This is a genomic window from Pseudoalteromonas sp. J2K-J031 (genome assembly GCF_058197095.2).
In genome coordinates this window covers 1680838-1696063 of sequence record NZ_CM200279.1, presented here as the reverse complement: position 1 = coordinate 1696063, position 15226 = coordinate 1680838, and the positions used below count along the sequence as shown (strand labels likewise).

General features: G+C 43.2%; 8 protein-coding genes. 1 reads left to right on the top strand and 7 read right to left on the bottom strand.

Annotated features, from left to right (window positions below):
• Positions 1 to 29: 29 nt before the first annotated feature.
• The gene (gene glk, locus AC3KZC_RS07760) at positions 30 to 1013 is read right to left on the bottom strand and encodes a glucokinase (protein WP_490579521.1); all 984 of its coding nucleotides are present in this window, start codon (positions 1011 to 1013) and stop codon (positions 30 to 32) included.
• Between the two features lie 286 nt (positions 1014 to 1299).
• Between glk and AC3KZC_RS07755 the strand changes: the two genes are divergently transcribed.
• Entirely contained in the window at positions 1300 to 2319 is a 1020-nt protein-coding gene (locus AC3KZC_RS07755) for a LacI family DNA-binding transcriptional regulator (RefSeq protein WP_490579520.1), read from the top strand.
• Between the two features lie 228 nt (positions 2320 to 2547).
• Here AC3KZC_RS07755 and AC3KZC_RS07750 read toward each other — a convergent pair whose 3' ends face one another.
• From AC3KZC_RS07750 to AC3KZC_RS07725, 6 genes are all read right to left on the bottom strand, one after another.
• Complete coding sequence (locus AC3KZC_RS07750; RefSeq protein ID WP_490579519.1) at positions 2548 to 4971, bottom strand: glucan 1,4-alpha-glucosidase; 2424 nt, start codon at positions 4969 to 4971, stop codon at positions 2548 to 2550.
• Between the two features lie 10 nt (positions 4972 to 4981).
• On the bottom strand, positions 4982 to 6475 hold the full coding sequence (locus AC3KZC_RS07745; protein ID WP_490579518.1) for an MFS transporter: 1494 nt from the start codon (positions 6473 to 6475) through the stop codon (positions 4982 to 4984).
• On the bottom strand, positions 6475 to 8385 hold the full coding sequence (locus AC3KZC_RS07740; RefSeq protein WP_490579517.1) for an alpha-amylase family protein: 1911 nt from the start codon (positions 8383 to 8385) through the stop codon (positions 6475 to 6477). Before AC3KZC_RS07740 ends, AC3KZC_RS07745 begins: the two co-directional genes overlap by 1 nt.
• Before the next feature lie 106 nt (positions 8386 to 8491).
• Positions 8492 to 10345, bottom strand: coding sequence for a glycoside hydrolase family 13 protein (locus tag AC3KZC_RS07735; protein WP_490579533.1), 1854 nt, complete (start codon positions 10343 to 10345; stop codon positions 8492 to 8494).
• 22 nt (positions 10346 to 10367) lie between these two features.
• Positions 10368 to 11864, bottom strand: a complete 1497-nt coding sequence (locus AC3KZC_RS07730; protein WP_490579516.1) for a tryptophan halogenase family protein — start codon at positions 11862 to 11864, stop codon at positions 10368 to 10370.
• 186 nt (positions 11865 to 12050) lie between these two features.
• Positions 12051 to 14837 (bottom strand): TonB-dependent receptor, encoded by a 2787-nt coding sequence (locus AC3KZC_RS07725; RefSeq protein ID WP_490579515.1) that lies wholly within the window; start codon positions 14835 to 14837, stop codon positions 12051 to 12053.
• Positions 14838 to 15226 lie beyond the last annotated feature (389 nt).

Below are 15226 nucleotides of genomic sequence, written 5' to 3'. Positions count from 1 at the left end.
TATGGGCAATACCATCGCCCAAACCACTTTTAGTGAGCGAGCAAACTCGCTGCTGCACCAATAAATGGAATATTGTCCTGTGTCACAAGCGTCACAGGAATGTCTTGTACGTAATGGCCCATTATGCCTTTTTGCACAAAGCGAGCACTAAAATCACAATTTAAGAGCACTTCTTGCATTCTCGGTAAAATTCCACCACCAATAAATACACCACCCCGGGCACCAAACGTTAAGGCTAAATCCCCAGCAACACTGCCAATCCATTCACAAAATTGTACTAAGGTCAGCTGACAAATTTCGCTTTGCCCAGACAATGCCAGCGCACTAATATCAGCAGCGGTATACGATTGAACAGGTAAATTATTGACTTTGGCCATCGCTCGGTATAAACGCTCTAATCCTGCGCCTGAAAACACGTTTTCAACTGAAACATGACTCACTTCTTTACTAATTTCGACCAGTAACTGACGTTCTAAAGCAGTCACTGGCGCAAGGCTAATATGCCCAGCTTCACAACTTAAAACCGCTTGAGAGTCGCCGTTAAACACCAAAGCCGCAGCCCCAAAGCCAGTGCCGGGTCCAAGCACTGCAATATTTGCATTGCGTTCTGCCACGCCTTTTTTGACAACTAAATTTTGCTCCGGTTTTAAATACGGTGCTGCATAAGCAAAGGCGGCAAAATCATTAATCACTTTAAGCTGTTTAAGTGCAAAGTGAGTTTGTAATTCATCGAGAGTAAAACTCCAACCGAGATTAGTTAAATTCACGGTTTGCCCTTTCATCGGTCCTGCGACCGCTAAGGCTGCACGTTGTGGCTGTTCAAAGCCCAGTGAAGCAATGTAAGTGGCGAGTACTGATTGCATCGAATCAAATTGCGCGCTGACATAAGTGCGTTGATGTGCAATCGTAAATTGGACACTTGCTGCGTCAAAATCAGTGACCACAGCAAATCGGGCATTGGTGCCACCGATATCTGCGACAATGATAGGCTCAAATTTCGTGATACCATTCATAGTGTTTCTCTCTATTGATAGCGCTTAGCTAATGTATCGATTATGCTACCCTGTCATTGTCATCATTAAGACGATTTACTTGACACCTCAGTGACCTCTCGCTACAAAAAGTCGGCTTTGGTGGTGTATTAGGGTATTCTTTTTAGATTGACAACAAATCAATAAAACTGCCGCATTATGACACCGGTGTCAGGTATATTTCAATAAATAACATGAATTCTATTGATATAATATGCAAAAAAACTTTTAATCTGAGCCGTCTGGTCAATTTAACTCAGGAAACCCCATGAAAGGTAAAGCAACGTCGTTTGACATTGCCCATTATGCAGGTGTCTCGCAATCAACCGTATCTCGGGCATTGCGTAACAGCCCATTGGTAAATGAAGAAACCCGAAAAAAAGTACAGGACGTTGCAAAACAACTCAACTATAAAGTTGATAAAAATGCCAGCAACCTCAGAACGCAACAAAGTAGTACCCTTGCGTTACTGTTATTTGAAGACCCCACTGCCGATGATTCCCAAATAAACCCTTTCTTCTTAGCTATGCTTGGCAGTATTACACGAGCATGCGCTCGGGCTGGCTATGACTTATTGGTATCGTTTCAACAAGCCTCAGAAGATTGGCATGCCGATTATGAAGACAGCCACCGTGCCGATGGTCTGATTTTACTCGGTTATGGTGACTTTATTGATTACCAAGAAAAGCTCGACAAACTGATGAGCACGGCCACCCATTTTGTGTGCTGGGGCGCACAAGTCGCAGGCCATCCTGACTTATCACTGAGTTGCGATAATGAGCAAGGTGGGCGTTTGGCCGCTGAGCACCTCATTTCACTTAACCGTACACAATGTGCCTTTATTGGTGATGCATCTGAGCATAGCCCTGAGTTTAATGCCCGTTTCAATGGTTTTAAATCCGTGTTTAATCAACATGGGCTTACTATTGATCATCGCAAAATTGCCAATGCCATTTCCACCGATGGTTCTGGCTATCATGCCACTAAGTCATTGATCAGTAACAATGTGCAATTTAATGCTTTGTTTGCCGCCAGTGATTTGATTGCTATTGGCGCCATTCGTGCACTTAAAGAAGCCAATTTACGCGTGCCTGAAGATGTATCGGTGATAGGTTTTGATGACATTCCGATGGCCTCATTTGTAAATCCACCCTTGACCACCATTTCACAAAGTACCTCAAAGGCCGGTGAAATGCTGGTTGAAAACCTGCTTAAACTGATTGCCGGCCAACCGGTTGAACATAAAGTATTACTGCCAGAATTAGTGATCAGACAGTCATGCCACTAAAGGAATATCTATACCCTATGTATTTCAATATGCGCGTAGGCGGCAAGCACCTGAACCCTCATGAGTATAGAGGTACTATGTGATTGAGGTGAAGGCGCGCGGCCAAAACCCGAGCATCTTGAAAGGCGACGGGTATATTGCCTGATGTCCAACTGCTTTAACAACATAACAATAAAAAACCTGCAAAGTTGCAGGTTTTTTATTGTGAACGCGATTGGCTCAATGCAATTATTGTTTTAATTGTTCAGCCACTATGGGGTAATAATCCCATACCGCTTGGTTTGTTAGTGATTTAATTAACTTCACATATTCAGCATGCGTCCAAGCCAAAGGCGTGGCAGAATTTGTACCTTCACCTGAGGTATAACCCTGCGGATTAACACCAACGTCATCCCAAACTTGCTCTGGCAACATCATACCTTCGTTGGCAAACAGCTCCATCGCTTTAACGTACGTTAGTTTTAAGTCTGATACAGTTTGCTCACTCAAGGCTTTTTCACCTGCAGCATGTTTGGCACGCGCTAACTCATAATGACCACGCTCACCGGTAAAAAACGGCCAAACCCGACCACGTTGGCCCGCAGTATTACCTCCTGTTTCACCATAATTTGTCCCAGTCACTTCATCTTCGCCGTAACCGTCGTTACCATATCGACGCCAACCAGAAAAGCGACCCTCTTGCCCTGCAAATTTAAAACTGTATTTTACCCGTAAATTTTCAGGTAAGGTTTCATCATCGTATTCAGGTAAGCTTGCAACAATATGGCTATCATCAGCACTACGCACGCCATAACGCACCAACTCTAAAAAACCGCCATCCAGAATTTGTTTTTTATCTAGCCCTGTCCGACCATTGTTATCACCCAATTTACTGGCTGAGTTGGCATCGTCGTTTTGATTAATGCGAATGTAATAATGACCATCACTACTTGGTAATGTACCTTGTGTGGTGACCATTTGCGCTTCAATGTGAGTTGAGTATTGACGCGCGGTTGCTAAATAAAGCGCACTGTTTTGCGCATCACCGGCTACTTTTGCAATATCGGAAGCCGTGATCAAACCTGCAATAACCGCAGCGGTAGTGGAAGGCGAATGCCCAGCTTGCTCTTCCCAGCGCTCTTGTTGCGTCATCGGCGGAGTAATGTGCGTATCATTCCATAAAATTTTAGCTCGCCCGCCTTTCACTAAAAAATCAGCGGCAGGTTTAAGCATTTTTTGATACCAGTTCACCAATTCGTTATCGGTTAATTGCTGTGCCTGCCACAGTTTCCATGCCAACATAATTGGCATCGCTGTTTGGTCAAGTTGCACACCAACCCATTCAAGCTCACCGTCAACATGCGTTTTTTGTAAAAACCAGCCCGTATCGCCGCCATTACCTGGGGTATTGGCGGATACTTGCACTTTCTCTAGGTATTCAAACGCAACTTTTGCCGTTTCATTGTCACCTAAGGCTAAAAACGCCATCGCCACTTGATAAAAATCGCGCACCCATACCGCTTTATACCCAGTTGAACCTTCAATGGCTTTTACGGTGTCTCCCCACGGATTAGACAAGGACGCAATGAGGGCTCCAGCATGAGTTTTATCTTCTTGCGCCTTTAATACTAACGCGCTGGTATAGAGCAACTTGCCATTATCAGTGGTTTGATTCGCCATGTTATTCAATGGCTTAAGGCTCGCTAAATAATCTTGCCAACCAATAACATCGCCTTCGCCATTGTATTCATTAAGTGTGGCGTCATAACCGCGTTTTAACGTTGCATTTGCGCTCTTTAAACTGGTTTCTTTGTTTTTACCAAAGCTTAGTACTAAATCAAATTGTGCTGCATCAGCGCCTTTAGCGCCAACACTGCCAAGCTCGGCAAATAAACTGACATTACCAGGCGTGCTACCCGTTTGCTGATACAGATTATTAAGCGCACCGCTCGATTGTAATTGTGTGAGACCATCAGAGATCCCAGTAAAACCAACCATGGCTTGTCTAAAGTCACTGGCGGCTTTAAGCGTCAGCACATTGTCGCCATCCCAAGCCACTAATGCGCCGTTTTCAACCGCCGCACTGTCGCCTACACCATTGTTATTAACATACGGATTGGCGGCAACATAGGCGGTTAACGGGCCACTAAAACTTTCAACCGATACACGAATAAACAAGCTTTGATCGTTTGGATCGGTAAAAACATGCTTTTCAATTTTAAAACGACCTTGTTTATCAGCCGTGGTGATTTTATAGGCCAGCGATAGAGGGCGACCTTGCTCATCGGTCGATAAATACTCAATAGTATTGGTAGTATCATCACGCTCGGTTGCAATAAAATCAGCACCTTTGATCACAAACTGCATGTCTTTAATTTGCGCTTGGTGAATTAAACCAAACATAGTTTCGGTGATAAGGCCCTGTGCAATGCTAAACCAGACTTTTGATACTGCTTTAGTGGGGGCATTATCGCTGTATTGGCCATTAATATATTGCTCAAAAGAGGTACCAATCCCTGTTTTACCTGAATAAGCCCAATAAGGGGTCACACCTGGCGCACCCGGTGCGCTAGGCACTGTCACTACTGGCGCTTCAGCCTGACTTGGTTGCTTATTGCAACCCATTAATGAGGCCGCTAATACCGACAGTGCTAACGTTGACATTACTTTCATGTTCAAACCCTTATTGATTTTGATACTTCACACGCAGCATGCACGCTGCGGCGATTAAAAATGACAGACCACCGAGTAACAAGGCATAAATAGCGTGACCATCAAACAGGTTTTTCACTAATACACCTAAAATACTCGCTGCAAGTAACTGCGGAATAACAATAAAAAAGTTAAAAATACCCATGTAAACGCCCATTTTAGCGCTTGGAACTTGGCTACTGAGCAGCGCATACGGTAACGATAAAATCGATGCCCACGCAAAACCAATTCCTACCATGCTCAGCAACAATAATTGTGGGTCATTAATGATTAGAAAAGACATTAAACCAAGCGCACCTAGGCCAAGATTCAACATATGGGTGGCTTTTAAGCCTATGCGTTTAACACAAACAGGAATAACCACCGCAGCCAAGGCAGCAAAACCATTGTAAGCTGCAAACAAAATACCGACCCAGTCAGCGCCATCGTTGAATAATTGGCTGGTTGTATCGCTCGAGCCATAGTGATAACTGGTGACCGCTGAGGTGGTGTAAATCCACATTGCAAATAACGCAAACCAACTAAAAAATTGCACCCACGCCAGTTGTTTCATCGCCTCTGGCATAGTGAATAAATCGCCCATCACATGATAAAAGCCATTGTCTGTTTTTGCGCTTTGGCCCATTTTTTGAGCCAATAATTGCATGGCCGTAAACACAGCTAAACCAATGCCTGCTAGATAGAGCTCTTTTTCTAACTCAAAAACAAACACACTGGCTAAAATGGCCAACGCAATAGCGCCATTACGCACTAAACCTTGAGTAAAAATAGTGGGCTTTACGATTGCGTGAACAACTGGGTTATCAAGTTCTGCTTGTTCAAATTGCGCGAGCTCTTGCGGGCTATATTCTTTGGTTTTAATAATGGTCCAACCGACTGCAATAAACAGCACTGCCGCACCAAAATAAAAAGAGAACTTCACCGAGTCAGGTATTTGGCCTTCTGGTGCCACGTTACTGATCTCAAACCAGTTGGTCATCATCCACGGTAATGCTGATGCCACCACAGCGCCAATACCAATAAAAAAACTTTGCATCGCAAACCCTGTTGCACGTTGTTTTTTCGGTAAATTATCGCCCACTAAAGCACGAAACGGTTCCATAGTGACATTGATTGACGCATCCATAATCCACAGCATGCCCGCTGCAATCCAAAGAGTGGGTGAATTGGGCATAATCACTAATGCAAGTGTTGTTAAAATGGCACCCCATAAAAAATAAGGACGACGGCGACCCAATTTCCCCCAGGTTTTATCGCTCATATAACCAATGATAGGCTGCACAATTAAGCCTGTGAGCGGCGCTGCAATCCACAAAATCGGGATATCATCAATCGATGCTCCCAAGGTTTGAAAAATCCGACTTACATTGCCATTTTGCAGGGCAAAACCAAACTGGATCCCAAGAAACCCAAAGCACATGTTCCAAATTTGCCAAAATGACAATTGAGGTTTTTGATCTGCCATTATTTACCCTTATTTTTTAGTTGTAGTTCTAATACGGCACTATCAAGTGGCGCCAAATGAATGCCAAATTCACCTTGACCTTGTTTTACGCTAAGGACGCTTTGATAAAAACCAAGTTGATCTTTAAGTTGATAGTCACCATCTGGCAGTTGCCACTTGGCGATTAACGCTTGTAAGCCAGCTACTTGTATCGATAGATCCTTTGTTTTTGAGAAATTACTGATCACCAATAAGTGTTGATCGGCTGTAAAGCGGCTAAAGAGCAATACATTGCGTTTGTCACTGACTGGTATGTCAGTAATAAATTGGTTAAGCGCTAAATACTGGCCTTGAGAAATTGCAGGTAAACGTGAAAGCCCAAGTAATGCACGGTAAAACGCAAGTAATTGGCGCTCATCGCTACTTGATTGGCCTGCATCAAATAAACCATTATTCATTACTCGCTGATGGGCAGGCACGCCGATATAATCAAAAATACTGGTGCGGCTTGGCGTACCAAATCCCGCATGTTCAGCGCCTTTTTCACCCACCTCTTGGCCAAAATACAGCATGGTTGGTGCAGTGCCTATCAAGGTTGATACCACCATCGCAGGTTTTCCTAACTGTGCATCAGCGGCAAATTCAGGGCTTGCAATGCGTTGCTCATCGTGATTTTCTAAAAAGTGCATTAAATGCGGTTCGATATCAGCAACACTTTGATACATATCAATTAAATCTTGGCTGGGCTGCTTCCCTTGCATCATGCCTTTTAAGGTGTCGTAAAAGCCTACTTTGTCGTACAAATAATCCATTTTGCCAAGCTGAATATAAGGGCGATACAAATCTGGGTTATACACTTCGGCTAAAATAAACGCGTTGGGATTTTTCATTTTGATGGCGGAATTTAAAAAACTCCAAAACTCCACCGGCACCATTTCGGCCATGTCATAACGAAAGCCATCAACACCCTTGTCTAACCAGTAGTAGGCAATATCACGAAATTTATACCAAGAGCTAGGTAATTGATGTTGTTGCCAAAAAGCGTAATGAGCTTGATATGACTGAGTAGCAAACTGCGCCGGTAATACGGGAAAGTCATAACTGCCGTCGGGTTTAACACCATAATTGACTTTAACAGTTTCATACCAGTCGTGAAAATGCGGCTGAGCTTGACGTGCACCATTGCCCGTCCATTTAGCCGGAAACTCAGTAAACTTTCCATCAACTAACGGATGGGCTTGCCCACCTAAAGGTTGATAACCATCAAGCGGCTCTGGCACTTTAAAGGCTTGCCCGGGCACGTAATAAAAGTTGTTATGTTTGCTGTATTCAAGCTCGGTATTATCGTTTACGCCAAAATCAGTGTGGTTACTTGGCTTAGTCTGCGATTGATAATTTCGGGCAATATGATTGGGCACAATATCAATCACAACTTTCATATCATGGAGGTGGGTGCGGGCAATGAGTGCTTCAAATTCCGCCAAGCGATTAGCAGGCTCCAGTGCTAAATCAGGGTTAACATTGTAATAGTCTTTTATCGCATAAGGCGACCCTGCCCGGCCTTTCACTACGTCAGGGTCGTCATTGCTAATGCCAATATCGCTGTAATCGGCCACTAAGGCATGATGCAATACCCCAGTGTACCAGACATGGGTTGTGCCTAATTTTTTAATGTAGTTCAAAGCGTTGTCATCAAAATCAGCAAACTTGCCCACGCCATTTTGCTCTTTTGTACCCCAAGGCGTATTGGTGGTATTTTTATTACCAAATAAGCGAGTAAATACCTGATATACCACCGGCTTACCTTGAGCAACGCTCGTGGCATCGCTTGATGGCTCAGGCGTTTTGCTGCATGAAGTAAGCGAAAAAATGGTCATTAATAGGGCCAATTTTTTTACGGCTTTGTGGTGTTTTGAAGTGTGCTGCGTCATGGGCGCTCATCTTTTTATCATTCTGGCAAAAATACTAAATGACAACAGCATAAAAGCTCTAGCAGTTGCATACGTATTCACTCTATTTAATCGCCGTATTTGCATGTTATTGCTGTAATTCCAACAAGGTAAACGAATTAGGCGCTAACGTAATGGGTTGAGTTAAATCACCTTTAAGGCTTATGCTAAACGGTGACTGATAGTGGCGATAACCAACTAACCGCTCGTTAAATCGTGATAACTCAAGCGTAAACGGGCTCGTATTATTATTGAGGATCATCATCAGGCTCTGATCTTCACCATACCTAAAATAAACATATACGCCATTTTTCGGGCTAAAATGCATCAACTTGCCTTGGTGCAATAAAGGTTGTTTTTTACGGTAATTAAGTAGCTGAGTTAGCCACTGTTGCATGTTCTTTTGCGCGAGTGTCAGGCCTTGGCCTGTAAAAGCATTGATGGTTTGATGGGCAAAACCTCCGGGGAAATCAGCCCTTATCACCCCATGAGCATCACTAGGAGTATTATCTAGCAACACTTCGCTACCGTAATACAACTGTGCAATACCTCGGGTGGTTAACAAAAGGCCAAGCGCCATTTTAGTTTTTGCCACATCTTGTTTTAATGAGGTAAATACGCGGCTCATGTCGTGGTTATCGGCAAAAACCAGCAATTTTTCAGGATGGGGGTAAAGAAAATCATTCGCTAATGACTGATAGATTTTTATCAGCCCAGTGTGCCAACTCTCGGATTCTTGTAAGCCTTCTATCACCGCTTGTTGCAATGAAAAATCCATCACACTGGGCAAATACGACTCATAACCATCGTGATTGTGCTTACCTTGCTGCCAATAGCTCGCGATAGCTGGGTTCGTACTCCACTCTTCACCCACAATGCCTAACTGTGGGTATTCATCAAGCAAAGCTTTGGTCCACTCGGTTAAAAATGTTTTATCTGAATATGAATAGGTATCGACCCGAATGCCCGATAAATCAGCATATTCGACCCACCAAATAGCATTTTGAATGAGGTACTGAGCCAAAAGTGGCTGGCGCTGATTTAAATCGGCCATCGTCGGCACAAACCAGCCGTCACTAAACGCACGTTTATCACTGGTGCTGGCATGGGGGTCTTGAATGGTTTGCCTTGCATGACTGGTCGCACTAAATTGGCCTAAATGAGTGTTAGGGTTAAGCCAATCGGGCGTTGGTGGCGCACTGACCCACCAGTGGTTACTGCCACTGTGATTGAGCACCATGTCCATCACTAAGCCTATGCCTTGTTTTTGCGCGAGTAACGACAAGGCTCTGTACGTTTCATTTGACCCCATCCGACCATCAACCTGATAAAAATCAGTAATCGCATACCCATGATACGAATACTTCGCATGATTGTTTTCAAGAACCGGAGTCAACCACAACTGGGTGACTCCCAATTGAGCTAAATAATCAAGATGTTGAATAATGCCAGCGATATCGCCACCGTGGCGTCCATCGGGATCTGTAGGGGTTACCCCTTCCAGTAAATTGGCTTGGCTATCATTGTTAACATCACCGTTGGCAAATCTATCGGGATTAATTAAATAAATTACGTCTGAATTATCAAAGCCTTTTCTGGCGGCACTTGCCTTTTTACGTGCGCCAAGCGCATAACTTAGCGTACTTACCTCACCTTTGGGCCAAGTGATTTTTAACTGCAGCTGGCCTGGTGCGGCACCTTCATTAATGCGTAAATTAACAAATAGATAATCGAGATTAGCCACCGCTTGCTGAGAGTTCATTTCAACGTTTGGGTATTGCTCTAGTTCAATCGTTGCAGCCCCTATGTCTTTGCCGCGAAGCAATAATTGTAACTTAGGTTGCGCCATGCCCACCCACCACATAGGCGGCTCGATAATAACGTCAACCGAACTGGCAAACACCCGCACAATACACAGCCAATAAAGAGCTAAACCAATCATTATTTTTGACACTGATTAACTCCTATGGGGCTAATTTAGTTAAAAAATCGCTGTGGCTCATTATTTTTGCCACATGGTGATTAATTAAGGTTTTAAGATTCTCCATCAGCTCACTGAGCTGCTCGGGGCTGAGCATGGTCGAGATCGGATGCATATCTTGCGGCATAAGATTTTGGCCTAGCATCACTTGCTGCCACGCTATTTCGGTAAACAATTCGTCTTGCTCTCGAAACACTTTGCCCGATTGAGCAAACAGCGCCATTTTTTGCGCCAACGTGTGCGGTACATCCATGCGCTGGCACGCTTGCCAAAAAGGGCTATCCACTTTTTGATTTACTTTGTAATGCAAAATGATGAAATCGCGCATTTGCTCTGCTTCACGTTTTGCTTGGCGATTAAATTCGCTCACTTCAGCATCTTTAATGCCACAGTGTGGAAAAAACTTGATTAAACGGGTAACAGCGGTTTGAATAAGGTGAATATTGGTCGATTCTAGCGGCTCAAAAAAACCATTCGACAAACCAATCGCCACCACATTTTTATGCCATTGTTTGCGCCTGCGCCCCGTTTTAAAGGCAATAAGTTTAGGCTCGTTAATAGGCGGGCTATCTAGATTATTCAGCAATAACGTTTTAGCATCGTCATCGCTTAAATATTTACTCGAATACACTAACCCATTGCCTGTGCGATGCTGTAGGGGGATGCGCCACTGCCAACCGCAACGATGCGCCGTTGAGCGAGTAAAAGGGACTATCGGCTCGACCTTTTCGCTTGCAACCGCAATGGCGCGATCGCACGGTAACCAATGTGAGTAATCTTCAAAACCCGTATTGAGCGCATGTTCAATCAACAAGGCTTTTAACCCTGTACAGTCAATAAATAAATCGCCTTCAATACGTTCGCCATTAGCCAAACACAGGTGGCTAACATTACCCGTGTTTTGATCTAATACTACCTCTGTCACTTTGCCTTCAAGGCGCTTAACTCCTAATCCTTGGCTAAATTCGCTTAACAGCCCTGCGTACAATCCCGCATCAAAATGATACGCATATTCAAGGCCTTGAATGTTTGTACCCTCTATTTTTTGACTCGGGCCAAATTTGCCCGCCTTTGCGGCTTGGTAATTGAGCGAAAAATCCCAAAAGTCACTGTGACCGCCTTGTTGCTTGCTTTGCAGCCATAAATGATGAAAGTCACAAAAAGGCAGATTTTTGCCAATACCACCAAAGGCATGCATATAACTGTCGCCAATTTGGCCCCAGTCATTAAATTCAATACCGAGTTTATACGTACCTTGAGTGCGCGCTAAAAAGGTTTTTTCACTGATCCCAAGGGCGCTATTTAAATGCACAATCGGCGGAATGGTCGCCTCACCCACGCCAATGGTGCCAATTTCATCCGATTCAACCAAGGTAATATTAATTACTCGACCGAGCACTTTCACTAATAAAGCCGCGGTGATCCAGCCGCTTGTGCCGCCGCCAACAATCACAACATTACTTATTTTTGTCGGTGTCATGATGATCTCCTTAATAAAATGATGAAATAAGTAGCAGCATTGCAATAGGCTCAATTAACTTAAAACTATTGCAATGCTTATGTACCCAAACCACCTCAAGATGCGATTTTCAGTTGGCTTGGCTATAAATAAAAGCCCTTGAAATCAAAAACTTCAAGGGCTTTAAATAACATTGGATAAATCAAATTAGAACTTGTAGCTCACGCCTAACAAATAAGTACGACCATAATCTTGGTAATCACGTACTTGAAGCTTGTTATCACCACTTAGCGAAGTAAATGGTTCTTCTGTGATATTTTGTACTTGGAACGACACTGTTAAACCTTGTAACGCTTGAACTTCTGACTCTTCAAAGCTGTAGCCTAATTGCGCATCCCAAATGGTTTCGCCTAAGATATCCACTTGTTGTGAGTCAAAACCAAGGCCATAAACATCACCTTTAAAATCACTACGTTTACGCATGCTGACACGCGATTGAATCCCGTAGTTTTCATAATAAAACGTAAAGGTTTGAATCTGGTCTGATAAACCTGGTAGCTCAAATTCATTGCCGTTTTGGTCTTCCATATCGGAATCAATACCGGTATGGCTTGCTTGAATACCAAAACCTTCAAGTGATTCATCAATTAATTTAAATGGGAAGGTAACGGCTAATTCGTAGCCCCATAATGTCCCACCGCCACCATTGACTTTACCTGAGCCAGTTGCAGTTGAATTTGCAGGGATCTCACCGGTTGCAGGGTCAGCAACACCGGTCATATCAACATTATACTTGCCGTCAAAAATCCATTGGTTTAGGTCTTTATGAAATAACGCAACTGAAAAATAACCTTCGTCAGAGAAGTAGTTTTCATACGATACATCGATACCCGTTGCTTCTTTTGGCTCAAGGGATGGATTACCACCACTGACTGACCAATAGTTACCATTTTCGTCTGGTTGTGTTTGGCTATACGATGCATCAATTGATGCATTCATGTCATCCATACGTGCGCGTGATAGTGTTTTTGCAATGCCAAAACGTAATGATTGGTCATCATCAAGCTTCAAGGTTAAGTTTAAGCTTGGTAATAAATGAGAGTAGCTGTGCTCGATATCCGTTGGCGAAGCAACCACTAAGCCTGCGCTATTAGTTGTAAACGCTGAACCTTGCGATGACTGCTCAGTATGCACATAACGTAAACCCGCGCCACCAGTTAAAGGCAAACCAGCCACTTCGGTATTAATGTCAGCTTGCACAAACGCAGACGTAATTTTTTCTTTTACAGTCCATGACTTCGTTGCATGTTTTGAGTTAGTTAGGCTCTCTGCAAGCAGCGTGTAATAGCCATCATCAATTAAGCCTTTTGAGTCATAAGCAATCATGTCGCCCATGCCAATAAAATCAAGTGATGCAGTACCTAAACGGTAATCTTGAGGTACTTCCAGCATGCCCGGAAACGCATTGAGCGTCATGAAATAACCTTCAGACACTTTTTGCTTTTCACGTTCACGACGTGATACACCATAAGTTAATGCGCTAACAAAATCAGATTCAATCACTTGTGTTGCAGCAAATTTTATCGCTTTAAGTTCATCGTCAATATTAGGGGTATTAATAAAGCCATCTTGGGCCGAGTTTTCAAGTGGCGTACCGGTAATACCTAAGCTGTTATTAAGCGCTGAGCTCCAACCCCACGTTAATGGGCCACCTAATTGGATTAAGCTGTAATCGCTATAATCGAGCTCATGTGTAAACGTTGCACCGGTATTACCTGAATTAAATTCATAGCCTAAGTTATCGGCAATCCCTGCGTCATTACCACGCCCTGTACCCGAGTAACTTTCCATACTCCAAATTTTACGTTCTACTTTTGAGTAGCTCACATCAAATTCAAGTGACCAGCTGTCGTTTAATTGATAATCAGCATTAAAGCCAAACGATGATAAGTCAGCCTCACGCTCTTCATGGTCATTTCGAACCACAACACGTTGACCTTGCGTCATCCCTTTGGTGATAAAGCCTGTAGCATCGTCAATTTCAAGTGCTGACACACTGCCCTGACCCCAAGCAAAAGGCACTTCAATACCACGAAGAATTTTGGTATCTAAGAAATCAACATAAAGGGCATCAAATGTCAGTTTTAAATCATCCGACGGCGCAGCTTCAATCACTAACATCATTGAATCACGTTCAAGTTCTGATGAACGTACAAAGGGCTTTGCGCCACCTAAAATTGAATATTCTTTACCATCTTGTGCAGTAAACTCTGGGTAACCCCACGCATTCCAACGTTTTTCTTGATTTGGTGATGACATGCTTGAATAGGCAAACGCCACACCTAGGGTATTGTCAGCAAACTGATCAACATAAGAGAATGTGCCACGAAAGCCCGAGTCTTCGCCATCGGGATTGAGTTTATCAAAACTTGTTTGCTCAAATTGAGTATTGATCTGCACCGTTTGGCCGTCTTTTGATAACGGTTTAATGGTTTGCATATCAATCACACCAGCAATGCCTTCACCTTCTAAAGTGGCATTAGGTGTTTTATACACAGTGACACCGCTCATAATTTCTGATGGGTAGAGATCGAACTCAACCCCACGATTATCACTGATTGAAACTTGTTCACGGCCGTTAAAAGTGGTGCCACTTTCGTTTTCACCAAAACCACGAATTGAAACGCGACTTGCCCGACCATCAAGACGTTGAGCCGCCAAGCCAGGTAAACGAGCAATTGACTCTGCAATAGATGAATCTGGTAATTTACCAATATCTTCTGCTGAAATAGATTCAACCACGTTCGTTGCAAATCGTTTTACGTTGATTGACTCAACAATACTACGGCGCATACCACGTACTTCAATCACTTCTACGTTTTCTTGATTTACCGCTTCATCTTTTTTCACTTCATCTGCAGCAAATGCTGATAAAGTAGAAAATCCTGCAGATACCAGTGCCAGTGTAAGCATACTTGGCTTAAATTTAGACATAATGTTTTATCCCGATTGACTATTTTGTAATAGCCCCAAGATTGATGCGGTTAAAGCGTAGCGAGTGCACCAATCTGGGTCGCCTTTGTTGTCATTAAAAATAGTAACGCCTACCTCATTTATCACACAACTGACTGCATACGTATTCAAAAAACAAATGTAATTTATTTTTACAATTTGTTTACACAGCGTAGCTTAAGTCTCAGTAATATAAAGGAAGTATCAAAACTTAAGACCAAAATCTTATACAATGGGAACTTGCGGCCATTTTTGGCAGTTAAATCAGCCTAATTTTATTTTTAAATCGCTCACCTTATCTTTGCTGATGTTAATAAAACGATATAAATTAACTTGTTTCATCTTTTTGTAAATTGGTAATACCAAATAAA

Bases quoted from the DNA above. Each gene is read 5' to 3' on its own strand.
- AC3KZC_RS07745 (WP_490579518.1), bottom strand. From the start codon at position 6,475: ATGGCAGATCAAAAACCTCAATTGTCATTTTGGCAAATTTGGAACATG.
- AC3KZC_RS07740 (WP_490579517.1), bottom strand. From the start codon at position 8,385: ATGACGCAGCACACTTCAAAACACCACAAAGCCGTAAAAAAATTGGCC.
- AC3KZC_RS07735 (WP_490579533.1), bottom strand. From the start codon at position 10,345: ATGATTGGTTTAGCTCTTTATTGGCTGTGTATTGTGCGGGTGTTTGCC.
- AC3KZC_RS07725 (WP_490579515.1), bottom strand. From the start codon at position 14,837: ATGTCTAAATTTAAGCCAAGTATGCTTACACTGGCACTGGTATCTGCA.
- AC3KZC_RS07730 (WP_490579516.1), bottom strand. From the start codon at position 11,864: ATGACACCGACAAAAATAAGTAATGTTGTGATTGTTGGCGGCGGCACA.
- AC3KZC_RS07755 (WP_490579520.1), top strand. From the start codon at position 1,300: ATGAAAGGTAAAGCAACGTCGTTTGACATTGCCCATTATGCAGGTGTC.
- glk (WP_490579521.1), bottom strand. From the start codon at position 1,013: ATGAATGGTATCACGAAATTTGAGCCTATCATTGTCGCAGATATCGGT.
- AC3KZC_RS07750 (WP_490579519.1), bottom strand. From the start codon at position 4,971: ATGAAAGTAATGTCAACGTTAGCACTGTCGGTATTAGCGGCCTCATTA.